The following is a 20,996-nucleotide window of genomic DNA, read 5'->3' as shown; positions in this document are numbered from 1 at the left end:
CGACCGGTCAGGTGACCGGCAGGCCCTTCAGCGGCAGGTGGTCGGTGGGCAGGCCGGCCGTCGGCAGCGCGGCGGTGGGCAGGACGGTCATCGGCAGCGCCCCCAGGTTCGGCAGCGCGCCCGTCGCGGGCAGTTCGCCCGCCGTGGACTCGGCGGTCTCGCCGAGGATGCGGCCGGCCGTGTCGGCCGCGTCGCTGGCGCCCTGCTCGGCGGTCGGCACCGCGCTGTGCCCGGTGGCGCCCACCAGGTGGTCGGCGGTCGGCAGCGTCGACCTCATCGCGTCCCCACCCGCGTCGGCGGCCAGCACGGTGCTCTGGTGCGGGGCCCCGCGCAGCGTGTCGCCGAGCCCGGCGCCGTCCAGGGCGCTCAGCCCGCCCAGGCCCTGCGGGTGCAGGGCGGCGGCGTGCGCGGCGCCGGCCCCGACCAGGGGCGCGGCGGCGGCGCCGAGCAGCAGGGCGGCCTGGGCGAGCCGGCGCGGGAGGGGGAGGGACATGATGCGGTGCTCCTCGTCGAGGGGATGGGTCGGTACGGCCCCGTGGGGTCCCCGTGACTACCGCTCGACCCGCCGTAAAGTTGCGGCCGTTCGAGTGACGCAAGCCGAATGGCGCACGTCCGGGTGAATACGCGGCAGCCGCGCTGACCGGGGCCGCGGCGGCCGGTCAGCGCGCGACGGTGATGCGCACCAGGCCGTCGCCGGCGGCGGTCCCGGCGGCCGCCGACGCGGTGGCGCCCTTGCCGCCGGAGTCCGGCTGCCGCTGCCAGCCCGCACCGGAGCGGGCCGCCTGCCAGCGCATCCCGCCGAAGGTCACCTGCTCGACCCGCAGGTCGTGCGCGTGGGCCACCGCCCACTGCGCCAGCTCCCAGCCGCGCTGCGTGCCGCCGCCCGCCGGCACCGCGACGGTGCGCGGCAGGGTGTCCTCGCGCGGCCGCACCCGCGCGCCGAACTCCCGGGACAGACGGGCCGTCACCTTCCGCGGGTCGCCCAGCCGGCCGCCCGCGCTGTACGCGGTGTCCGCGCCGGTCGTACAGCTCAGCGCGGCCGGGTGCCGGCCGGTCAGCGCGGCCGACAGCAGCGTCGCGTCCGCCTCGTGCTGGGCGTACGCCTCCGGGTAGCCGCTCTTCTGCACCCGCTGGGCGGCCACGGTCACCGGCAGCCGGGTGTAGCCGTCGATCTTCACCAGGCTGGTGAAGAAGGAGTTCGCGGCGTGGACGGGGTCCATGATCTGCGTCGCGCTGCCCCAGCCCTGTGAAGGACGCTGCTGGAACAGGCCCAGCGAGTCCCGGTCGCCGTGGTCGAGGTTCTCCAGCCGGGACTCCTGGAGGGAGGTCGCCAGCGCTATCGTCAGCGCCCGCTCCGGCAGCCCGCGCGAGGCCGCCACCGCGGCGATGGTCGCGGCGTTGGACGCCTGGTCCGGCGTCAGCTTCAGCTCGCCCGCGTCCGCCTTCACCGTGCAACCCGCCCCGGGCGGCGCGTTGTTGGTGAAGTGATAGGCGAGGAAAACGCCCACGCCGAGCAGCACGACGATCGCGGTGAAGAACCGCAGGCCGCAGCCTTTGCCCTGGCCGGGCGGGCGTGATGACGAGGGCACGGGCCGAGACTACCGAACCGTCAGCCCACTCCCGCACGCCGAATCCCCCCGCCGCTTCCGCCGGGTCGCGGCCAACCGCGCGGCGCGCGGTCCGCCACCGGCCCCCCGGGCTTTTGACGGGCCCGGGGAACTGCGCGGCCGGCCGTCGCGAGGGCTGTGCGTCGTCACCGGCCCGGAGGGGCAATTGCGGTCGCAGACCGGGCCACCGGCCGCTGGTGGGTTGCCCGCGCCCCTGGCAGGGCGCAGCGCATTCCGGGCGCAGCCCGCGGTTTTTGAGGGGCGCGGGGAACTGCGCGGCCGGCCGTCGCGAGGGCTGGAGGTCGTCACCGGCCCGGTGGGGCTGTTGCGGTCGCAGACCGGGCCACCGGCCGGTGGTGGGTTGCCCGCGCCCCTGGCAGGGCGCAGCGCCGTCCGGGCGCTGCCCGGGGTCCGCGGCGAGGGCTGTGCGTCGTCACCGGCCCGGTGGGGCTGTTGCGGTCGCAGACCGGGCCACCGGCCGCTGGTGGGTTGCCCGCGCCCCTGGCAGGGCGCAGCCCGGGGTTTTTGAGGGGCGCGGGGAACTGCGCGGCCAGCCGCCGCGAGGGCTGTGCGTCGTCACCGGCCCGGTGGGGCTGTTGCGGTCGCAGACCGGGCCACCGGCCGGTGGTGGGTTGCCCACGCCCCTGGCAGGGCGCAGCGCCGTCCGGGCGCAGCCCGGGGTTTTTGAGGGGCGCGGGGAACTGCGCGGCCGGCCGTCGCGAGGGCTGTGCGTCGTCACCGGCCCGGTGGGGCTGTTGCGGTCGCAGACCGGGCCACCGGCCGCTGGCCGGTTGCCCGCGCCCCTGGCAGGGCGCAGCCCGGGGTTTTTCAGGGGCGCGGGGAACTGCGCGGCCGGCCGCGGCGAGGGCTGTGCGTCGTCACCGGCCCGGTGGGGCTGTTGCGGTCGCAGACCGGGCCACCGGCCGGTGGCCGGCTGCCCGCGCCCCTGGTGGGGCGCAGGGCGCAGCGCCGTCCGGGCGCAGCCCGGGGTTGGGGGCGGGAGGTGGAGCGGCAGCGACATAGGCTCTGGCCATGCCTACCGCACTCGATCTGAGCGTTGATGCCGCCGCGCTCACCGCGCAACTGGTGGACGTCCCGTCGGTGAGTCTGGCGGAGAAGCCGCTCGCGGACCTGGTGGAGGGCGCGCTGCGGGCGATCCCGCACCTGCGGGTGGACCGGGACGGCGACGCGGTCGTCGCCAGGACCGGTCTGGCCCGCGCCGAGCGCGTCGTGCTCGCCGGCCACCTGGACACCGTGCCGATCGCCGGCAACCTGCCGTCGCGGCTGGACGCGGACGGCCTGCTGTGGGGCTGCGGCACCACCGACATGAAGGCCGGGGTCGCGGTGCAGCTGCGCCTGGCGGCCACGCTGCCCGCGCCGAACCGGGACCTGACCTTCGTGTTCTACGACGCCGAGGAGATCGCCGCCGAGCACAACGGCCTCGGCCGGCTGGTGGACCGCCACCCCGACTGGCTGGCCGGCGACTTCGCGGTGCTGCTCGAACCCACCGCGGGCCGCGTCGACGGCGGCTGCCAGGGCACGCTGCGGGTGCGGGTGCAGACCAGCGGCCGCCGCGCGCACTCCGCGCGCAGCTGGCTGGGCGACAACGCCATCCACAAGGCCGCGCCGATCCTGGCCAGGCTGGCCGCGTACCGGCCGCGGCGGGTGGAGATCGACGGGCTGGTCTACCCGGAGGGCCTGAACGCGGTGCTGATCGAGGGCGGCCACGCGGGGAATGTGATCCCGGACACCTGCGCGGTCACCGTGAACTACCGCTTCTCGCCCGACCAGAGTGAAGCGGAGGCGCTGGACCGGGTCCGCGAGGTCTTCGACGGCTTCGAGGTGGTGCTCACCGACAGCGCGCCCGGCGCGCTGCCGGGACTGTCCCACCCGGCGGCCGCCGCGTTCCTCGACGCCATCGGAACTCCTCCCGCGGCCAAGGAGGCTTGGACCGACGTGGCCCGTTTCTCCGCGCTGGGGATTCCCGCGGTGAACTACGGTCCCGGCGATCCGACGCTCGCCCACACCCGCGAGGAGAACGTCGCGGTGGCCGCCGTCCTGGATGCGGAGGACAAGCTGCGCCGCTGGCTCACCGCCTGACCCGCCGGGCCGGCAGGCCGCGAGCAACCGAACTGGGGTGCGCGACGGTCCTCCTTCCCGGCAAGGTGTGATCGGACGCGTCCGGCCGTCAGGGGGCCGGATGCTTCCGCTCTTCTGGGGGGAGGAAGACGCGTCGTGGGTCTGACCGGCACTGGGTTCGCCGTACTGCTGTTCGCCGTGGCGATCGCCGCCGTGGCGGGCGCGGTACTTCTCTGGTCGCGGGTCCGCGGGCCGCGGCCGCTGCGGCTGGCGGCGAGGCTCGGCATGATCGTGTTCTGCCAGATCACCGCGATCCTCGTGGTGATGGTCGTGGTCAACAACGAGAACGGCTTCTACGCGTCGTGGGACGACCTGCTCGGCGACGCCAACAGCGGCGGCCGGCCGACCGCCATGGCGACCGGCGGGCAGACGCCGGCGATCCCCGACTACCGGGCGAAGTTCACCGGCTACTCACAGGGGTTCGAGCGGGCCACGGTGCGCGGCTGGGACTCCGGTACCAAGGGCGACGTGATCGTGTGGCTGCCGCCGCAGTACACCAAGAAGGAGTTCGCGCACACCCGCTTCCCGGTGATCGAGGTGCTGCACGGCATCCCCGGCACCCCGCACAGCTTCCTGCGGGGCATGCGGCTCGGGCAGATCATGCAGGACCAGATCACCGCGGGCCGCGCCGAGCCGGCGATCCTGGTGCTGCCGACGATCACGCCGGACCGGGTGAACACCGGCTGCGCGGACGTGCCGGGCAGGAGCCGGGTCGCCACCTGGCTGACCGACGACGTGGTCAAGACGATCAACCGGAACTTCCGCACCCTGCCCGCCCCGCGCGGCTGGGCGGTGATGGGCATATCGACCGGCGGCTACTGCGCGGCCCGGCTCGCCCTGGAGCACCCGGAGACCTTCGCCGCGGGCGCCGCGCTGGCCCCGGACGACCCCACCCAGGGCGTGCGCTCGCCGGTGTGGCTGGCCCGCAACTCCGACCCGGCGCCGGCCGTGCAGCTGCTGGTGGAGTCCAGCCTGCAGGACCCGGAGAGCCCGCCGCGGTTCGCCGACATGATCACCGGCGCGGTCTCGCCGCCCACCCACGTGACGACGATGCGGATCGAGAACGGCGGCCACAACTGGAAGACCTGGGGCCGGATGTTCCCCGACGCCTTCACCTGGGTCAGCGGCCGGATAGAGGCGCCCCGCGCCGTCCCGCTCGCCCCTTCGGCGGCCCCCTGATGCGTACGCTGCGCGTATGAGAGATGCGAGGGAACCACATGAGCCGGCCGACGAGCGGCAGGAGGCGGCAGCCAGCGCGAACGCGGCGGCCGAAGGCAGTCCCGAGGGCCGCGGCTGGCCGGAACGGCACACCGGGCCGGTGATCAGGAGGCGTGGGCAGGTGCTCTCCGGCACCACCGACCAGAGGCTGCTGGACAGCCGCGGCGCGACGGACTGGGTGCACAGCGACCCGTGGCGGGTGCTGCGCATCCAGTCCGAGTTCGTCGAGGGCTTCGGCGCGCTCGCCGAACTCGGCCCCGCAGTCAGCGTGTTCGGCTCCGCCAGGACCCCCGCGGACACCCCCGAGTACGAGGCGGGGGTGCGGATCGGCCGGGCGCTCGCCCAGGCCGGCTTCGCGGTGATCACCGGCGGCGGCCCCGGCGCCATGGAGGCGGCGAACAAGGGCGCCGGCGAGGCCGGCGGCATCTCCGTCGGCCTCGGCATCGAGCTGCCCTTCGAGCAGGGCTTGAACCCCTACGTCGACATCGGCGTGAACTTCCGCTACTTCTTCGTCCGCAAGACGATGTTCGTGAAGTACGCCCGGGGCTTCGTGGTGCTGCCGGGCGGGTTCGGGACCCTGGACGAGCTGTTCGAGGCGCTGACCCTCGTCCAGACCAAGAAGGTCACCCGGTTCCCGATCGTGCTCTTCGGCACCGAGTACTGGGGCGGTCTGGCCTCCTGGATCCGCGGCACCCTGGTCGGCGAGGGCAAGGCGTCCGCAGCCGACCTGGAGCTGTTCCACATCACCGACGACGTGGACGAGGCCGTCAAGCTGGTCACCCAGGAGACCGCGTAGCCGCTACGCCAGACCGCGGCGGGCGACCGCCGGCGGCCGGTGCCCGGCGATCGCCGCGACCATGTCGAGCACCTGGCGGGTCTCCGCCACCTCGTGCACGCGGTACACCTGCGCGCCCAGCCACGCCGAGACCGCCGTCGTGGCGAGCGTGCCGACCAGCCGCTCCTTGACCGGCCGGTCGAGCGTCTCGCCCACGAAGTCCTTGTTCGACAGCGACACCAGCACCGGCCAGCCGGTGGCGGTCATCTCCGGCAGCCGCCGGGTCGCCTCCAGCGAGTGCCGGGTGTTCTTGCCGAAGTCGTGGCCCGGGTCGATCAGCACCGCCTCACGCCGTACGCCCAGCTCCACGGCCCGCTCGGCGAGGCCCACGGTGACCCGCAGGATGTCCGCCATCACGTCCTCGTAGCCGACCCGGTGCGGCCGGGTGCGCGGCTGCGCGCCGCCGGCGTGGGTGCACACCAGCCCCACGTCGTAGCGCGCGGCGACTTCCGCGAGCTTCGGGTCGACGCCGCCCCACGCGTCGTTGAGCAGGTCGGCGCCGGCCTCGCAGGCCGCCTCGCCGACCTCGTGCCGCCAGGTGTCGACGCTGATCACCGCGTCGGGGTGGCGCCGCCGCACCTCGGCGACGAAGGCGACCGTGCGGCGGATCTCCTCCTGCGCCGTGACCTCCTCGCCGGGACCCGCCTTCACCCCGCCGATGTCGATGATCGCCGCGCCCTCGTCGACCGCCCGCGCCACCCGCTCCAGCGCCGGCTCGTCGGTGAAGGTGGCGCCCTGGTCGTAGAACGAGTCGGGGGTGCGGTTGACGATCGCCATGATCACCGGCTCCCGCTCGCCGAATTCCCGGGTGCCCAGCCGAAGTGCCACTGCCGCTCCTCATCTCAGACTCATGCGATCGTGGCACGATCGTGCCTGACATGTGGCACCCGCTGTCCTGAGTCCCTGGGGAGATCGTCGTGTTCTGGTTCATGCTCATCGCGCTCGTCGCGGTGGTCGCCGCGGTGGCGATGGCCGTCCTCGGGGACGGCGGCGTCCTGAAGGACTCCGACCCCGACCGGCTGCAGGACCGGCTGCCGCCCGACCGCCCGCTGCTGCGCGGCGACATCGACGCGGTACGGCTGCCGACCGCGGTGCGCGGCTACCGCATGCTCGACGTCGACGAGGTGCTCGACCGGCTCGGCGCGGAGCTGGCCGAGCGCGACGCGCGGATCGCCGAGCTGGAGTCCTCGCTGGCCGGGGTGCAGGCAGGGGCGCAGGCGGGGGTGCACGCGCACGGCGCGACCCGGGTCGAGGAGCTGCCGCAGCCGTCGCCGGGGAACGACGCGGATGACTGAGCCGGTCAGCGGCGTCGTCGTCGGCGAGGACGGCCTGGCCCGCTGCCCGTGGGGGCTGTCCACGCCGGACTACGTGGCCTACCACGACGGCGAGTGGGGCGTGCCGGTGCACGGCGACGACGCGCTCTTCGAGCGGGTCTGCCTGGAGGCGTTCCAGTCGGGCCTGTCCTGGATCACCATCCTGCGCCGGCGGGAGGGGTTCAGGACCGCCTTCGACGGCTTCAAGATCGACGCGGTGGCGGCCTTCACCGACGAGGACAAGGCCCGGCTGCTCGCCGACGCCGGGATCATCCGCAACCGCGCCAAGATCGACGCGGCGGTCGCCAACGCGGCCGCCGCGCGCCTGGTCCGCGACACCCGCGACGGCGGGCTCGACGCCCTGATCTGGTCCTTCGCCCCCGATCCCGCGACCAGGCCGGCCCCGCGCACGGCGGCCGACGTGCCCGCCACCACGGCGGAGTCCGTCGCCCTCGCCAAGGACCTGAAGAAGCGCGGCTTCCGCTTCGTCGGCCCGACCACCGCCTACGCGCTGATGCAGGCGTGCGGCCTGGTCAACGACCACCTCGCCGACTGCGCCGCGAGGTAGCGCCGAGCGGCGTCCGAGGGGGCCGGACAGCGCGCCGCAGCGGAGGTCAGCGGCCCTGGTAGACCGCGGGCTCCTTGCGCAGGAAGGCGTCGACCGCCGCGCGGTGGTCGGCGGACGCCCCGGCCCGGTTCTGCAGGGCGGCCTCCAGCGCCAGGGTGTCCGGCAGCGAGTGGTCCGCGCCGTAGGCCAGCGACTGCTTGACCGCCGCGTACGCCACGGTCGGGCCGGCCGCGAGCGCGCGGGCCACCTCCGCGGCGGCCGCCGGCAGCTCGGCGGCCGGCACCACCCGGTGCACCAGGCCCAGCTCCAGCGCCTCCTGGGCGCGCACCGAGCGGGGGAAGAGCAGCAGGTCGGCCGCCCTGCCGTAGCCGACCAGGCGCTGCAGCGTCCACGACATGCCCGAGTCGGCGGCCAGGCCCACGCCGGTGAAAGCGGTGGTGAAGGACGCCGAGTCCGCCGCCAGGCGGTAGTCCGCGGCGAAGGCGAAACCCGCGCCGGCGCCCGCGGCCACCCCGTTCACCGCCGCCACCACCGGCTTGGGCATGGTCGCGATGGTCAGCGCGATCGGGTTGTAGTGCTCGGCGACGGTGGCCAGCCCGCCGCCGGCCGCGAGCACCTTCACGTGCTCCTTGAGGTCCTGCCCGACGCAGAACGCCGGGCCGGCCGCGGTCAGCAGCACCGCCCGCACCGCCGGGTCGCCCGCCGCCTCCTCGAGCGCGTCCCGCAGCGCGTCCTTGGTCCCGGTGTCGAGGGCGTTCATCGCCCCGGGACGGTTCAGGGTGAGGGTCGCGAGCGCGTCGCCCACCTCGTACAGCACGCTGTCGGCCATGGCGTAACCCCTTCGTCGCGGCAACTGTCCTGGCCAGAATGCCGGACGCCACCCCGGCCGGACATGTGACGAACATCAAACAATTCCTGCGTCCCAGGACCCCCGGACAGGCCCACTCGGCGTGCACCTCCACTGAATTGGCCGGGTATGGGCAGGCCCGGGGCCGAACGGAGTGTTCCCGATGTTGGTCATCGGGTCCCGGGATGCGGGATAATGGCCGAGAACCAATGTGTTCGAGTCCGAGCTGGTTTCAGGAAGGGGAACGAGCATGGCGGCCATGAAGCCGCGGACGGGTGACGGCCCGCTCGAGGTGACCAAGGAGGGGCGGAGCATCATCATGCGCGTTCCGCTCGAGGGCGGCGGGCGGCTCGTCGTCGAGCTGACCCCGGACGAGGCGGACGCCCTTGGCGATGCGCTGAAGAAGGCCATCGCCTGAGACCAGCGGTCCCAGACACCACCGCGGCCACGACACCCTGAGGGGCGTCGTGGCCGCGGTCTGCTTCAGCGCACCACCGCGCACAGCAGGCCGTCCTCGGTGGGCAGCAGGACCGGGGAGAGCCGGGGGCTGTCCCGCACCGCCCTGAGCAGCTCGCGCAGCTGCTGGGACTCGGCGTCCTGGTGCGCCGCGTCCAGCGCGCGGCCGCGCCCGAAGGCGCCCTCGAAGCAGACCAGGCCGCCCGGCCGGAGCAGCCGCAGCGCCTCGTCGAGGTAGTCCGGGTACTCCAGCCGGTCCGCGTCGCAGAAGACCATGTCGTAGCCGCCGTCGGTGAGGCGGGGCAGCACCGCGTCGGCGCGGCCGCAGATGAAGCGGGCCCTGTTGCCGGCGACGCCGGCCTCGGCGAACGCCAGCCGGGCGAGCTGCTGGCGGTCCGGCTCCGAGTCGACGGTGGTCAGCACCCCGTCGTGGCGCATGCCGCGCAGCAGGTGGATGCCGGAGACCCCGGCGCCGGTGCCTATCTCCACCACGGCCTTCGCGTCGGCGGCGGCGGCCAGCAGCCGCAGCGCCGCCCCGGTGCCGGGGGAGACCGGCCGCAGGCCGGCCGCGTGCGAGCGCGCCCTGGTCCGTACCAGGGCATCGTCCTCGGCGACGAACGCGTCGGCGAACGCCCAGTCCGCCTGCCGGTTGCCGCTAATGGCCCTCTCCCCGCTCCATGGTCGCTCCGCCGTTGCGCTCCCGCGGGGGCGACTGTATCCGCTGCGGGCGGGAACCTGCTGATGGGACTGCGCGTTAGTCACAGCGAAGGCACACGGGCGGGAGAGCAGCGGTGTTCACCCGCCTCGACAGCATCGCGCGAAGCAGCGCGCAAGCGCTGCGAACAGTACGTTTATCCGGAGCTAACGGGCGAGGTGGATATGGTAGGGGCTCTACTGGACACCACCAGAGCCGACAGGGGAGGTGTGGCTGCGGCCGGTGACCGGAAGGCGCTCACCCGCTTCTCCAGGTCGTCCGGACAGCCCAAATCCGTGACCGACACCGCTGATGACCGTTCACGCGCATCCCACGCCGACGACGCGAACTCCGCCACCGCGACCTTCGCCACCGACGGAGATGCGCAGACGTGGACGCCTCCCTCCTGGGAGGAGATCGTCAGTACGCACAGTGCCCGGGTCTACCGGCTGGCCTACCGCCTGACCGGCAACCAGCACGACGCGGAGGACCTCACGCAGGAGGTCTTCGTGCGGGTCTTCCGCTCCCTGTCCACCTACACGCCCGGCACGTTCGAGGGCTGGCTGCACCGCATCACCACCAATCTCTTCCTGGACATGGTGCGGCGACGTCAGCGGATCCGGTTCGACGCCCTCGGGGACGACGCGGCAGAGCGACTGCCCAGCCGCGAGCCCTCCCCGGCGCAGCACTTCAACGACACGCACTTCGACGAGGACGTCCAGCAGGCGCTGGACACCCTCGCACCGGAGTTCCGTGCCGCGGTGGTGCTCTGCGACATCGAGGGACTGTCGTACGAGGAGATCGCCGCGACCCTCGGCGTGAAGCTGGGCACGGTCCGCAGCCGCATCCACCGCGGCCGGTCCCACCTGCGCAAGGCTCTGGAACACCGGGCCCCGGCGGTCGCCGCTCGACCTGCCCCGGCCCCCGCGCTCGCTGTCACCGCACCGAAACCTGGCCTGGAGGGCGGGAGAGCGTGAGCAGCAGCGGTTCAGGCGAGGCGCGTCCCCAACGCACCGAGCGTTCTGCGCCTGCCGAACAGCATCTTGGAGACCGGCTTGCCGCCTTCGTGGACGGCGAGCTGACCGACGACAGCCGTGACCGGGTACTCGCCCATCTGGCGACGTGCCCGCAGTGCAAGGCGGCCGCCACCGAACAGCGCCGGCTGAAGTCCGTCATCGCCGAGTCGGAGCTGCCGGCCATATCGGCCGGCCTGATGGCCCGGTTGCAGGGACTGCCCGGCATGGGACCGGGCGACGGAGGCTTCCCGGGCGATCCCGGCGGCCCCGGCTCGCCCTTCGCCGAACAGGCGGCGGCCGCGCGCCGCGGGCCGTTCGACGGCGGGCTGCTCGGCTCCGGGTCCGGCATCTTCGGCAGCGGGCGGGGGGAGGAGTTCTCGTTTCTCGGTCCTGCTCCCGATCTGACCGCGCCGGAGGGCTCGCGCTCGCGCGGCTTCCGCATCCACCAGGCGATCAGGGCGGTCAACCCGATCGCCCCGGTGACCCCGGTCGCGCCGGACGCGAACACCCCGATGCGCACCGGCCGGGACGCCCACGCCGCCGCGGCGGCAGCGGCGGCCGGCGTGGCCCCGAGTGCGGCCTCCCGCAGCCGCAGGTTCGCCTTCGCGGCGGCCGGCGCCTTCTCGATGGCGGCGATCGCCATCGGCGGCGCCCTGCCGATGGAGGCGGCCGTGGACGGCGGCGCACGCCCCGACGACGGTCCGGCGGTGAGTCCGCTCAGCGCGAGTACGAACACGGTCTCCGACACCCGCGGGGTGACCCCGCGCGGGATGCTGGACGCCGAGGAGCGGCCCACCCGGCGCGCGCTGCCCGCCGCCGCGGTGTCGGCCAGTTCGGTGGCGCTGGCCCGCCCGCTGCTGACCCCCGGGACGGTGCCGCTGCTGACGGCCGCGAGCGCCCCGGCCTCGCAGTCCTCGGTGGTCGTGCACTGAGCGGCAGTTGAGCGCCGGCTGCTCCGGACGGGTGCCCGGGGGGGTCACCCTTTACCGCCCGGCGACGTAGTGTTGGCCTGAGCCACTCCCGCGGCGCACGCGGGGGCGGGTACCGTAAGTCCGCCGGACCCTGCCCACCCGGGCCCACCGGCTGTGGTCGTCCCAAGGAGCTGCAAGGTGTTCTTCGACATAGGCCCGCTGGAGCTGGTCGCGCTCGTGGTCCTTGCCGTGCTCGTCTTCGGCCCGGACAAGCTGCCGAAGGTCATCCAGGACACGATGGCCTTCATCCGCAAGGTGCGGGAGTTCTCCGACAGCGCCAAGGAGGACATCCGCCGCGAACTGGGCCCGGAGTTCAAGGACTTCGAGTTCGAGGACCTCAACCCGAAGACGTTCATCCGGAAGAACCTGATGAGCGGCGAGGACGAGTACGGGCTGGGCGAGCTGAAGGACCTGCGCAACAGCTTCGACCTGCGCAAGGAGATGGCCGAGGTCACCGACGCGGTGAACGGCGTGGAGCCGGGCGCCGCGGCCGCCGGCGCCTCCTCCGCGACCGGCGCGGGTTCGGGCCGGGGTTCCGCCACGCCCGACCGCCTCACCAAGCGCGATCGGCTCGACCCGGGCGAGGCGCCGCCGTTCGACGCCGACGCCACCTGAGGTCACGCCCCGGTTCGCCCGTCAACCAGGGTGCGAATTTTCACCCGTTCGGTTGAGCTTTGACCGTGTGTTCGCCGTCACCCCACGCCGTTTCGTCCCCCGAACCTCCGCAGGGTCGGGCAAGATGGCGAGTCGCCCATAAGGGCAATGAGGAGGCGCGACCCAATGGAGACGAAGACCGGCACGGCACAGGGGGCGGTCGACGGCTATCTGATGGCCGACTTTCCGTGGTACGGGCTGGACGAGGCGTTCACCGGGCGCCGCTGGCTCGGGGCGGTGGGCGTCAGCGCGGACGGTACGGTCGAGCACGGCTCGATAGGGCACGGCGACGAACCGTCCCTCAAGGCCGAGGCCACCGACCCGGAGGGACAGCGGTTCGCGACCGTGGTGACGGTCGCCAGGCGCCCGGGACGGCGCAGCGCGGACGGCACCGGCCTGCTGGAGGCCACCTCGGTCGCCTCCGCGGCCTGGCTGGCCGGATCCGGCCTGCTGTCCTGCACGTGGCCCACGCACATGGAGCGCTCGCTGCGGCAGGACTGGATGGACCAGCAGACCGCGGCCGCCTGGGAGCTGGCCGACGATCTGACCGGCTCGGACTGGTCCACCCTCACCCTTCCGGTCGACGGGGAGCCCACGCCTTTCCACTACCGCGAGTCGGAGTACGGCTGGGTGATGGCCGGCGCGGCCCGCGGCGTGCACCTGGGGGCGTACGGGCGCGGCATGAGCGCGTACGGGCTCGCCCTGTCCGTGGTCCGCGACCTCACCACCTACCAGGCGTAGGCCGCCCGAAGCGGCACGGGGCGGGGGCGGACGCCTGAGCGTCCGCCCCCCGCCCCGTCTCAGGCGGCTGCCCGAAGGCCCCGTCAGGGCCCGGCGGGGCCCGGAGACGGCGCTAGAACTTGTTGCGCGGGGTGATGCCGAGCGACATCCCGGCCAGACCGCGGGCCCGGCCGCCCAGCTTGCCCGCGATGGACCGCAGCACGGCGCCCGCGGGGGAGTCGGGGTGCGACAGGGTGACGGGCCGGCCGTCGTCGCCGCCCTCGCGCAGCCGCACGTCGATCGGGATCCGGCCGAGCACCGGCACGGTGGTGCCGGTGGTGCGCGAGAGCCCCTCGGCGACGCGGTCGCCGCCGCCGGTGCCGAAGACCTCGACGATCTCGTCGCAGTGCGGGCACGGCATGCCCGCCATGTTCTCCACCACGCCGACGATCTTCTGGTGCGTCTGCACCGCGATCGACCCGGCCCGCTCGGCCACCTCGGCCGCGGCCTGCTGAGGCGTGGTCACCACCAGGATCTCCGCGTTCGGCACCAGCTGGGCGACCGAGATCGCGATGTCGCCGGTGCCCGGCGGCAGGTCGAGCAGCAGCACGTCGAGGTCGCCCCAGTACACGTCCGCCAGGAACTGCTGGAGCGCGCGGTGCAGCATCGGGCCGCGCCACACCACCGGCGCGTTGCCCGGGGTGAACATGCCGATGGAGATGACCTTCACCCCGTTGGCGGAGGGCGGCATGATCATGTTCTCGACCTGGGTGGGACGGCCCTCGGCGCCGAGCATCCGCGGCACGCTGTGCCCGTAGATGTCCGCGTCGACCACGCCGACCTTCAGGCCGTCCGCGGCCATCGCCGCGGCCAGGTTGACCGTCACCGAGGACTTGCCGACGCCGCCCTTGCCGGAGGCGACCGCGTAGACGCGGGTGAGCGAGCCGGGCTGGGCGAAGGGGATCTCCCGCTCGGCCTGGCCGCCGCGCAGCGAGGACGCCAGCTCGCGCCGCTGCTCGTCGCTCATCACGTCCAGGGTGACGCGGACCGAGGCGACCCCGGGGATCTGCTGCACCGCGGTGGTGACACGACCGGTGATCTCGTCCCGCATGGGGCAGCCCGAGACGGTCAGGTAGACGGTCACGGCGACCGTGCCGTCCTCGGCGATGTCCACGGACTTCACCATGCCGAGATCGGTGATCGGCCGGTGGATCTCCGGGTCGTCCACGGTCGCCAGTGCGGCGCGGACGGCTTCGTCGGTCGGCTTGGTGTCCGGGGGAGTGGTCGTAGCCATACGTTGATGGTACGGCGGCGCCTGCCCCCGGTTCAGCGGCCCCGTCCGTCTGCTTCGTCACCACGGGCGCCGCGCCCGCCGCGGCCCTCGCCCGGCTCCCGCGGCTGCCCCTGCCCCTGACCGTGGCCCTGGCCCTGGCCCTGACTGTGGCCCTGGCCCTGACCGTGGCCGTGGCCGTGGCGCATCCTGGCGTGGTCCTGGCGGTCCTCCAGCTCCTTGAGCAGGTCCTGCAGCTCCGAGCGCATCCAGTCGCGGGTGGCGACCTCGCCGAGGTTCACCCGCAGCGACGCGACCTCGCGGGTCAGGTACTCGGTGTCGGCGATGCTGCGCTCGTTCTGCCTGCGGTCCTGCTCCAGGTTGACCCGGTCGCGGTCGTCCTGCCGGTTCTGCGCGAGCAGGATCAGCGGCGCGGCGTAGGACGCCTGGAGCGACAGCAGCAGCGTCAGGAAGATGAACGGGTACGGGTCGAATCGCAGCCCTCCGGGCGCGAAGATGTTCCACACCAGCCAGAGCAGGATGACGACCGTCATCCAGACGATGAACCTGCCGGTGCCGAGGAACCGCGCGATGCGCTCGGAGAACTTGCCGAACGCCTCCGGGTCGTACGTCGGCAGCAGGCTGCGGCGCGGCGCCCGCGGCTGGTCGAGCCTGGTCCTGCGGCGATCCGCGGCGCTGGCGCCGCTCGGGTGGCGGCCCCGCTCCCGGTCCCGCTCGCGCTCCTCAGCGGCCATCGCCGGCCCCCGCCCCGTCCTCGTCGAGCCGGTCCTCCGGCCCCTCGTACGGCCGGTCGTCCGGCTCGTCGTCCGGCGGCTCGGAGTGCGCGCCGACCGCGCCGTGCAGATCGGTCTCGCGCCAGTCCTCGGGCAGCAGGTGGTCCAGCACGTCGTCCACGGTGACCGCGCCGAGCAGCGACCCGCTCTCGTCCACCACGGGCGCGGAGATCATGTTGTACGTGGCCAGGAAGCTGGTCACCGACGGCAGCGCGGTGTCCGGCGGGAGCGGCTGCAGGTCGGTGTCGACGATCGAGCCGAGCAGCGTGAACGGCGGATCGCGCAGCAGCCGCTGGAAGTGCACCAGGCCCAGGTAGCGGCCGGTCGGCGTCTCGTCCGGCGGCCGGCACACGTACACCTGGGCGGCCAGCGCCGGCGACAGGTCGGGGTTGCGGATCCTGGCCAGCGCGTCGGCGACGGTCGCGTCCGGCCGCAGCACGATCGGCTCGGTGGTCATCAGGCCGCCCGCGGTCCGCTCCTCGTACGACAGCAGCCGCCGTACGCCCGCGGCCTCCTGGGGCTGCATCAGGGTCAGCAGCCGCTCCTGGTCGTCGGCGGGCAGCTCGGCGAGCAGGTCGGCGGCGTCGTCGGGGTCCATCGCCTCCAGGACGTCCGCGGCCCGCTCCTCCTTGAGCTTGCTGAGGATCTCCACCTGGTCGTCGTCCGGCAGCTCCTCCAGGACGTCCGCGAGGCGGTCGTCGTCGAGGGCGGCGGCGACCTCGCCGCGGCGCTTGGGCGACAGGTGGTGCAGCACGTTCGCCAGGTCGGCCGGGCGCAGCTGCTCGAAGGTCGCGACGAGGTTCTCGGCGCCCTGGGCGTCCTCTGTGAGCCGGAAGCCGGTGACGGCCGACCAGTCCACGGTCAGCGTCTGCCCCTTGCGGCGCAGCGCGCCGCCCTTGCCGCGCCGGACGAAGACCTTGTCGATCTCCCAGTCGCGGCGCGCGGGCAGCTGCACCATCGACACGTCCAGCACGGTCACCTCCTCGCCGTCCTGCGGGTCGCCGCCGCTGCCGGGGCGGTCCGCGGCGGCGGTGCCGCGGCCCTCGGGACCGGCCAGCCGGACCCGGCGGTCCAGCAGCTCGCCGAGCACCAGGGTCTCGGTCGCGCGCTGCTCGAAGCGCCGCATGTTGAGCACGCCGGTGGTGATCACCTGGCCGGACTCCACGCCGGTCACCCGGGTCATCGGCAGGAAGATCCGCCGCCGGCTGACCACCTCGACGACCAGCCCCAGCACCCGCGGCGGACGGCCGCCGACCCGCAGCATGACCACGACGTCGCGGACCCGGCCGACCTGGTCGCCGTTGGGGTCGAAGACGGCGATGCCGGACAGATGGGAGACGAAGACCCGCGGGGCGCCAGCCGCCATCAGGGCCTCCTAGAGTCGGCGGAGGGCTGCTCCGGTCCACACCTCATCCGTCTGACAGGCTACTCCGGGCCGATCTTGGCCGCCCTGCGGGGTGCTCCCCAGGGGTACGCTGCGGTAGCTTCGCCCCGCCAAGCCGTCTCACCTGGAGGACGAGAAGCTGTGTTTTCCGGCCGCAGGACCGCCGCCGCCGTGCTCGCGACACTGTGCGCGGGCACCGTGCTCAGCGGCTGCCTCGGATTCGGCGGCGACCCGGACGCGGGGACGAACGGCGTCGGCAAGCTGCCCGCGCCGACCATCGAGCAGCAGGCGAGGACCGCGGCCTCCGGCGCGCACGCGCTGCGGCTGGCCGGCACCGTGGTCAGCGACGGCCGGTCGTACCGGCTCGACATGCGGCTGCGCGACAACGGCGGCGTCGGCGAGGTCTCCACCCAGGGCAGCACCTTCCAGCTGCTGCGGGTCGGCGACGACCTCTACCTCAAGGCGAGCGCCGAGTTCTACGGCGACGGCGGCGACGACAAGGACAGCCAGGCGGCCGCGGCGAAGCTCAACGGCAAGTACGTCAAGGTGCCGCCGGGCGACCCGGCGTACCGGCAGTTCAGCGGCTTGACCGACAAGAAGGTGCTGCTCGCGGGCCTGTTCGTGCTGGACGGCACGGTCACCGTCGGGGCCCACCGCAAGGTCGACTCGACGAAGACCATCGCCCTGGACGGTTCTCAGGGCGGCTCGCTCGACGTGTCCCTCAAGGGCGCCCCCTACCCGCTGCGGTACGTCCGCGCGGGCGGCGCCGGCACCCTGACGCTCTCCGACTGGGGCCAGGACTTCAGCCTCGCGGCTCCCGCCGGGTCCGACGTCGTGGACTACGGCAGGACGGTCGGCGCGACGCCCGCGCCCACCGCGTCGCAGTAGCCCGCCACGCGCGCCGCGCCGCTCAGACCCTGCGGCGCCGGGCGAGCAGGCGCGGCAGGCCGGCCGGGATCGGGCGGCGGGTGGTCGCCGGGGTCGGCACGGGCGCGGCGGCGCCCGAGACGTCCGGCATCGCACCCGGGTGCTCGGCGGGGACGCCCAGCGGGGTCAGCCGGTACAGCGCGCACTCCCGGGCCCAGCGGCCGGTGATCGCCTCGCCGTCGGGGGAGTTGAGCCGCTTGGTCTTCAGCTCGGCGGCGGCGGCCGTCCACGGCTCGCCGCCGGGCGCGAGCAGGGAGACCGCGCCCTGCCAGGACACCAGCCGGCCGCCCTTGTCCCTGCTGCGCACGACCACCGTGGCGGTGCCGCCCTCGGAGAGCCCCGGCAGCGGCTGCTCGCCGGGGCCGCCGACCAGCACCAGGGCGCCGTCGACCCAGGCGTGCCAGACCGCCTGGCCGTTCACCCACACCAGGCCGGACTTCTTGGTCGCCTCCTCGACGAGGGCGCTCAGCTCGTCACTCATGCGGCCCACCCTATGGGGGCGGCGGCCGGCCGCGGGCCCCGGACCGCACCCAGGACGGGTCCCGGACCGAGCCCCGGACGCCCGGCGGCCGTCCACGGACCGGGACGACAGGTGTACGGGCCCGGTACGCGCCTTACCCTGGTGGGCGTGACCGCCCCCGCCGCCCCGCAGAGCGCCGCCGCCACTCCGGCGCCCGCGCTCCCCGCCGCCGACCACGGCCACCCCCAGGCGCCGGTGCCGGCCCGCGGCGTGGACTTCACGCTGCTCGCGGTGGCGATCGCCGGGGTGTCGATGTCCGCGCCGCTGATCGCGGCCACCGCGGCGCCCGCCCTGGCCATCGCCTTCTGGCGCAACGCCATGGCGGTCGGCGTGCTCAGCCCGGTCGCGCTGTGGCGGCACCGCGGCGAGCTGCGCCACATGGGCCGCCGCGCGGCGCTCATGTCCGTGCTGGCCGGCGTGGTGCTGGCGCTGCACTTCGGGCTGTGGCTGCCCAGCCTGGACATGACCTCGGTGGCCACCTCGACCGCCCTGGTCACCACCACCCCGATCTGGACCACGCTGATCCTGCGGGCGCGCGGCCACCGGCCGCCCGCCCTGGTCTGGGCGGGCACCGCGCTCGCGGTGCTCGGCGTGGTCATCCTGACCGGCATCGACCTGTCCACCGACACCCGGGCGCTGGAGGGCGACGCGCTGGCGCTGGCGGCCGGCGCGGCCGCCGCCGGGTACATGCTGCTGGGCTCCGAGGTGCGCAGGACCGCGAGCACCACCGCGTACACCTATGTCTGCTACTCGACCACGGCCGCGGTGCTGCTCGGCGCCTGCCTGGTCTCGGGCTCGGCGCTCGGCGGGTACGACGGGCGGACCTGGCTGAAGATCGCGGCGCTGACGGTGGTCGCCCAGCTGCTCGGCCACTCGCTGCTCAACCGGGTGGTGCGCGGGCTCGGCCCGTCGACCACCTCCACCGCGATCCTGCTGGAGACCCCGGGCGCCGCCCTGATCGCGGCCCTGTGGCTGGGCCAGACCCCGCCGGCCGCCGCCTATCCGGCGCTCGGCGTGATCCTCGCGGGCCTGGCCCTGGTGATCCTCGCCGACCGCAGGAAGAGCGCCGCTGCCGCCTCCGCCGCGGCGGAGGCGGTCGCCCCGGCGGGCACCCCCGCCGGGGCCTGACCCCCGCCCCGCCGCCGGAGCCTAGAGCCAGCCGTTGCGGCGGAAGCCGCGGTGGATGGCGTAGCAGATCGCCAGGATCGTGCAGAGCACGGCCGGATAGCCGTAGCGCCAGTGCAGTTCGGGCATGTGCGTGAAGTTCATGCCGTAGACGCCGGTGATCATCGTCGGCACGGCCAGGATCGCCGCCCAGGCGGTGATCTTGCGCATGTCCTCGTTCTGCACGACGGTGGCCTGCGCGAGATTGGCCTGGAGGATGGAGTTGAGCAGGTCGTCGAAGCCGGTGACCTGCTCGTGCACCCGGGCCACGTGGTCGGCGACGTCCCGGAAGTACTTCTGGATCTCCGGGTCGATCAGCCGCATCGGCCGCTCGCCGAGCATCTGCATGGGCCGCAGCAGCGGCGACACCGCCCGCTTGAACTCCAGCACCTCGCGCTTGAGCTGGTAGATCCGGCCGGCGTCGCCGCCGCGCGAGGTCTTGCCGTTGCCGGCCGAGAAGACGTCGATCTCGACCTCGTCGATGTCGTCCTGGACGGCCTCGGTGACCGCCAGGTAGTCGTCCACCACCTGGTCGGCGATCGCGTGCAGCACCGCGGAGGGGCCCTTGGCGAGCAGCTCCGGGTCGTCCTGCAGCTTGTGCCGCAGCGCCCGCAGCGAGCCGTGCCCGCCGTGCCGGACGGTGATGACGAAGTACGGGCCGGTGAAGACCATCACCTCGCCGCTCTCGACCACCTCGCTGGTGGAGGTCAGCTCGGCGTGCTCGACGTACCTGATCGTCTTGAAGACGGTGAACAGGGAGTCGTCGTAGCGCTCCAGCTTGGGCCGCTGGTGGGCGTGGACCGCGTCCTCGACGGCCAGCGGGTGCAGGCCGAACGCCTCCGCGATGCCCGCGAACTCCTGCTCGGTCGGCTCGTGCAGGCCGATCCACACGAAGCCGTTGCTGCCGTCGCAGCTGTCGGCGGGCCGGCCGTCGCGCACCGCGTCCAGCGCCTCGCGCAGCCCGATGTTGTCGCTGCGGCGCACTCCGTCGCGGTAGACCGCGCAGTCCACGACGGCGCTGATCGCGGCCGGGTCGGACGTCGGGCCGTAGTCGTACGAAGCGGTGGACTTGCGCAGCGCGGGACGGACGACTGCGCGCAGGTCACGGATCATCGACATGGCAAGCTCCTTCACGGACTGGCCGACGGCATCACGCCGCACTGAAATGCTGGTCAGGGCTGGTAGGTCAGCAAGCAGTTCAGGGCGCTCTTCCAGGGCGGGGACGAGCCGCGGGAAAGCCGTGAAAACCGCGCGTTTCGTGGCCTGGAGGCCGGGTATGGAACGCGGGGGCTCAGATCGCGGAACGGTGCGACAGGGAAGAGCTGCCGGTACTGCACGGATGACTTCGATCCATGTCAGTCCCACCTCCTCCGGCCGTTCCCCGCTGAGGGATGACGTACGTGCGTGAACACGTGAACGCCCCACTTTAGCAAGCGGGCGGGCCGCCACCGGCGCGCTTTGCCTCTTCCATACGCGTTCTATGCTCGCGACATGACCCGTTCCGCCGCTGTTCCGGCTCTTGTGGAGGAGCGGCTGCGCTCCGTTTTCGGCCCGCCCGGCGCCCGCGCCGCCGTCACCTTCCTCGGCGCGGAGCGCATCGAGGTGCTCCGCTTCGAGGACGGTGACGGCGGCCTGCTGCGCTACGCCACGCTCGGCATGTCGGCGCAGCCCATGAACGACCCGCTGGCCCCGGTGGCCGACCCGCTGCGCGGCCCGCGCGCGGAGCTGCTGCTCACCGTGCGGGCCGGTGCGGCGGACACCGCCCAGGTGCTCAGGCCGCTGGCGGTGCTCGCCGCGTCCCCGCAGGTGGAGGGCGTGGTGGTGGCGCCGGGCAACTCGCTCGACCTCGGCGAGCCGCTGTGGCCGGGCGCGCCGTTCTCCGCGGTCCTCGTCGCGGAA

23 protein-coding genes are annotated in these 20,996 nt (G+C 73.9%); 13 read left to right on the top strand and 10 right to left on the bottom strand.

Annotated elements, in window-relative coordinates:
• Positions 1-7: 7 nt before the first annotated feature.
• Together V2S66_RS15685 and V2S66_RS15680 are read right to left on the bottom strand one after the other, a co-directional pair.
• The gene (locus V2S66_RS15685; protein WP_330795804.1) at positions 8-493 is read right to left on the bottom strand and encodes an ATP-binding protein; all 486 of its coding nucleotides are present in this window, start codon (positions 491-493) and stop codon (positions 8-10) included.
• 166 nt (positions 494-659) lie between these two features.
• A complete protein-coding gene (locus V2S66_RS15680; protein WP_330795803.1) occupies positions 660-1,589 on the bottom strand; it encodes a heavy metal transporter in 930 nt (309 codons plus the stop codon).
• Between the two features lie 1,050 nt (positions 1,590-2,639).
• On the opposite strand from V2S66_RS15680, the gene dapE reads away from it, so the two are divergent.
• From dapE to V2S66_RS15665, 3 genes are all read left to right on the top strand, one after another.
• Positions 2,640-3,707 carry a succinyl-diaminopimelate desuccinylase gene (gene dapE, locus V2S66_RS15675; protein WP_413966405.1) on the top strand — a complete coding sequence of 356 codons (1,068 nt, stop codon included), beginning with the start codon at positions 2,640-2,642 and terminating at the stop codon, positions 3,705-3,707.
• Positions 3,708-3,842: 135 nt separating this feature from the next.
• Entirely contained in the window at positions 3,843-4,925 is a 1,083-nt protein-coding gene (locus V2S66_RS15670; protein ID WP_330795802.1) for an alpha/beta hydrolase, read from the top strand.
• 16 nt (positions 4,926-4,941) lie between these two features.
• The gene (locus V2S66_RS15665; RefSeq protein ID WP_330795801.1) at positions 4,942-5,760 is read left to right on the top strand and encodes an LOG family protein; all 819 of its coding nucleotides are present in this window, start codon (positions 4,942-4,944) and stop codon (positions 5,758-5,760) included.
• Positions 5,761-5,763: 3 nt separating this feature from the next.
• On the opposite strand, the gene folP is transcribed toward V2S66_RS15665, so the two are convergent.
• The gene (gene folP, locus V2S66_RS15660; protein ID WP_330796167.1) at positions 5,764-6,576 is read right to left on the bottom strand and encodes a dihydropteroate synthase; all 813 of its coding nucleotides are present in this window, start codon (positions 6,574-6,576) and stop codon (positions 5,764-5,766) included.
• A 140-nt stretch (positions 6,577-6,716) separates the two neighbouring features.
• Between folP and V2S66_RS15655 the strand changes: the two genes are divergently transcribed.
• Both V2S66_RS15655 and V2S66_RS15650 read left to right on the top strand, forming a co-directional pair.
• On the top strand, positions 6,717-7,094 hold the full coding sequence (locus V2S66_RS15655; protein WP_330795800.1) for a DivIVA domain-containing protein: 378 nt from the start codon (positions 6,717-6,719) through the stop codon (positions 7,092-7,094).
• Complete coding sequence (locus V2S66_RS15650) at positions 7,087-7,680, top strand: DNA-3-methyladenine glycosylase I (protein ID WP_330795799.1); 594 nt, start codon at positions 7,087-7,089, stop codon at positions 7,678-7,680. Before V2S66_RS15655 ends, V2S66_RS15650 begins: the two co-directional genes overlap by 8 nt.
• A gap of 46 nt (positions 7,681-7,726) precedes the next feature.
• On the opposite strand, the gene V2S66_RS15645 is transcribed toward V2S66_RS15650, so the two are convergent.
• Positions 7,727-8,509, bottom strand: coding sequence for an enoyl-CoA hydratase/isomerase family protein (locus tag V2S66_RS15645; RefSeq protein ID WP_330795798.1), 783 nt, complete (start codon positions 8,507-8,509; stop codon positions 7,727-7,729).
• A gap of 268 nt (positions 8,510-8,777) precedes the next feature.
• On the opposite strand from V2S66_RS15645, the gene V2S66_RS15640 reads away from it, so the two are divergent.
• Positions 8,778-8,945, top strand: a complete 168-nt coding sequence (locus V2S66_RS15640; protein ID WP_069464762.1) for a DUF3117 domain-containing protein — start codon at positions 8,778-8,780, stop codon at positions 8,943-8,945.
• A gap of 65 nt (positions 8,946-9,010) precedes the next feature.
• Here the strand turns inward: V2S66_RS15640 and V2S66_RS15635 are convergent, their stop codons facing one another.
• The gene (locus V2S66_RS15635; protein ID WP_330796164.1) at positions 9,011-9,643 is read right to left on the bottom strand and encodes an O-methyltransferase; all 633 of its coding nucleotides are present in this window, start codon (positions 9,641-9,643) and stop codon (positions 9,011-9,013) included.
• A gap of 219 nt (positions 9,644-9,862) precedes the next feature.
• On the opposite strand from V2S66_RS15635, the gene sigE reads away from it, so the two are divergent.
• The 4 genes from sigE to V2S66_RS15615 all read left to right on the top strand — a co-directional run bounded on the left by sigE (position 9,863) and on the right by V2S66_RS15615 (position 13,059).
• On the top strand, positions 9,863-10,654 hold the full coding sequence (sigE, locus tag V2S66_RS15630; protein ID WP_330795791.1) for an RNA polymerase sigma factor SigE: 792 nt from the start codon (positions 9,863-9,865) through the stop codon (positions 10,652-10,654).
• Positions 10,651-11,625: a zf-HC2 domain-containing protein gene (locus tag V2S66_RS15625; RefSeq protein WP_330795788.1), complete on the top strand. Its 975-nt coding sequence runs from the start codon at positions 10,651-10,653 to the stop codon at positions 11,623-11,625. Before sigE ends, V2S66_RS15625 begins: the two co-directional genes overlap by 4 nt.
• A 177-nt stretch (positions 11,626-11,802) precedes the next feature.
• Entirely contained in the window at positions 11,803-12,279 is a 477-nt protein-coding gene (locus V2S66_RS15620; RefSeq protein ID WP_330795787.1) for a sec-independent translocase, read from the top strand.
• 165 nt (positions 12,280-12,444) lie between these two features.
• Positions 12,445-13,059 (top strand): hypothetical protein, encoded by a 615-nt coding sequence (locus tag V2S66_RS15615; RefSeq protein ID WP_330795786.1) that lies wholly within the window; start codon positions 12,445-12,447, stop codon positions 13,057-13,059.
• A gap of 112 nt (positions 13,060-13,171) precedes the next feature.
• Here V2S66_RS15615 and V2S66_RS15610 read toward each other — a convergent pair whose 3' ends face one another.
• From V2S66_RS15610 to V2S66_RS15600, 3 genes are read right to left on the bottom strand one after another with little or no spacing between them, the layout of a single operon-like run.
• The gene (locus V2S66_RS15610; protein ID WP_330795785.1) at positions 13,172-14,332 is read right to left on the bottom strand and encodes an Mrp/NBP35 family ATP-binding protein; all 1,161 of its coding nucleotides are present in this window, start codon (positions 14,330-14,332) and stop codon (positions 13,172-13,174) included.
• Between the two features lie 32 nt (positions 14,333-14,364).
• Entirely contained in the window at positions 14,365-15,063 is a 699-nt protein-coding gene (locus V2S66_RS15605) for a DUF1003 domain-containing protein (RefSeq protein ID WP_330795783.1), read from the bottom strand.
• On the bottom strand, positions 15,053-16,468 hold the full coding sequence (locus tag V2S66_RS15600) for a magnesium transporter MgtE N-terminal domain-containing protein (RefSeq protein ID WP_330795781.1): 1,416 nt from the start codon (positions 16,466-16,468) through the stop codon (positions 15,053-15,055). The genes V2S66_RS15605 and V2S66_RS15600 overlap by 11 nt, the downstream gene beginning before the upstream one ends.
• A 189-nt stretch (positions 16,469-16,657) precedes the next feature.
• Between V2S66_RS15600 and V2S66_RS15595 the strand changes: the two genes are divergently transcribed.
• Positions 16,658-17,374, top strand: coding sequence for a hypothetical protein (locus V2S66_RS15595; protein ID WP_330795780.1), 717 nt, complete (start codon positions 16,658-16,660; stop codon positions 17,372-17,374).
• Between the two features lie 22 nt (positions 17,375-17,396).
• On the opposite strand, the gene V2S66_RS15590 is transcribed toward V2S66_RS15595, so the two are convergent.
• On the bottom strand, positions 17,397-17,894 hold the full coding sequence (locus V2S66_RS15590; RefSeq protein WP_330795777.1) for a hypothetical protein: 498 nt from the start codon (positions 17,892-17,894) through the stop codon (positions 17,397-17,399).
• 147 nt (positions 17,895-18,041) lie between these two features.
• On the opposite strand from V2S66_RS15590, the gene V2S66_RS15585 reads away from it, so the two are divergent.
• Entirely contained in the window at positions 18,042-19,061 is a 1,020-nt protein-coding gene (locus V2S66_RS15585) for a DMT family transporter (protein WP_413966404.1), read from the top strand.
• A 21-nt stretch (positions 19,062-19,082) separates the two neighbouring features.
• Here V2S66_RS15585 and V2S66_RS15580 read toward each other — a convergent pair whose 3' ends face one another.
• Entirely contained in the window at positions 19,083-20,216 is a 1,134-nt protein-coding gene (locus V2S66_RS15580; protein WP_330795775.1) for a magnesium and cobalt transport protein CorA, read from the bottom strand.
• Positions 20,217-20,588: 372 nt separating this feature from the next.
• On the opposite strand from V2S66_RS15580, the gene V2S66_RS15575 reads away from it, so the two are divergent.
• A partial coding sequence (locus tag V2S66_RS15575; protein ID WP_330795773.1) for a suppressor of fused domain protein occupies positions 20,589-20,996 on the top strand: 408 nt, incomplete at its 3' end.

The organism is Actinacidiphila polyblastidii, assembly GCF_036353415.1.
Classification (GTDB): domain Bacteria; phylum Actinomycetota; class Actinomycetes; order Streptomycetales; family Streptomycetaceae; genus Actinacidiphila; species Actinacidiphila polyblastidii.
This window is presented reverse-complemented; position numbering and strand designations above follow the sequence as displayed.

Excerpts from the sequence above, each read along its gene's own strand:
- V2S66_RS15685 (WP_330795804.1), bottom strand. The coding sequence starts at position 493 with ATGTCCCTCCCCCTCCCGCGCCGGCTCGCCCAGGCCGCCCTGCTGCTC.
- dapE (WP_413966405.1), top strand. The coding sequence starts at position 2,640 with ATGCCTACCGCACTCGATCTGAGCGTTGATGCCGCCGCGCTCACCGCG.
- V2S66_RS15665 (WP_330795801.1), top strand. The coding sequence starts at position 4,942 with ATGAGAGATGCGAGGGAACCACATGAGCCGGCCGACGAGCGGCAGGAG.
- folP (WP_330796167.1), bottom strand. The coding sequence starts at position 6,576 with ATGGCGATCGTCAACCGCACCCCCGACTCGTTCTACGACCAGGGCGCC.
- V2S66_RS15650 (WP_330795799.1), top strand. The coding sequence starts at position 7,087 with ATGACTGAGCCGGTCAGCGGCGTCGTCGTCGGCGAGGACGGCCTGGCC.
- V2S66_RS15645 (WP_330795798.1), bottom strand. The coding sequence starts at position 8,509 with ATGGCCGACAGCGTGCTGTACGAGGTGGGCGACGCGCTCGCGACCCTC.
- V2S66_RS15640 (WP_069464762.1), top strand. The coding sequence starts at position 8,778 with ATGGCGGCCATGAAGCCGCGGACGGGTGACGGCCCGCTCGAGGTGACC.
- sigE (WP_330795791.1), top strand. The coding sequence starts at position 9,863 with ATGGTAGGGGCTCTACTGGACACCACCAGAGCCGACAGGGGAGGTGTG.
- V2S66_RS15615 (WP_330795786.1), top strand. The coding sequence starts at position 12,445 with ATGGAGACGAAGACCGGCACGGCACAGGGGGCGGTCGACGGCTATCTG.
- V2S66_RS15610 (WP_330795785.1), bottom strand. The coding sequence starts at position 14,332 with ATGGCTACGACCACTCCCCCGGACACCAAGCCGACCGACGAAGCCGTC.
- V2S66_RS15605 (WP_330795783.1), bottom strand. The coding sequence starts at position 15,063 with ATGGCCGCTGAGGAGCGCGAGCGGGACCGGGAGCGGGGCCGCCACCCG.
- V2S66_RS15600 (WP_330795781.1), bottom strand. The coding sequence starts at position 16,468 with ATGGCGGCTGGCGCCCCGCGGGTCTTCGTCTCCCATCTGTCCGGCATC.
- V2S66_RS15590 (WP_330795777.1), bottom strand. The coding sequence starts at position 17,894 with ATGAGTGACGAGCTGAGCGCCCTCGTCGAGGAGGCGACCAAGAAGTCC.
- V2S66_RS15580 (WP_330795775.1), bottom strand. The coding sequence starts at position 20,216 with ATGTCGATGATCCGTGACCTGCGCGCAGTCGTCCGTCCCGCGCTGCGC.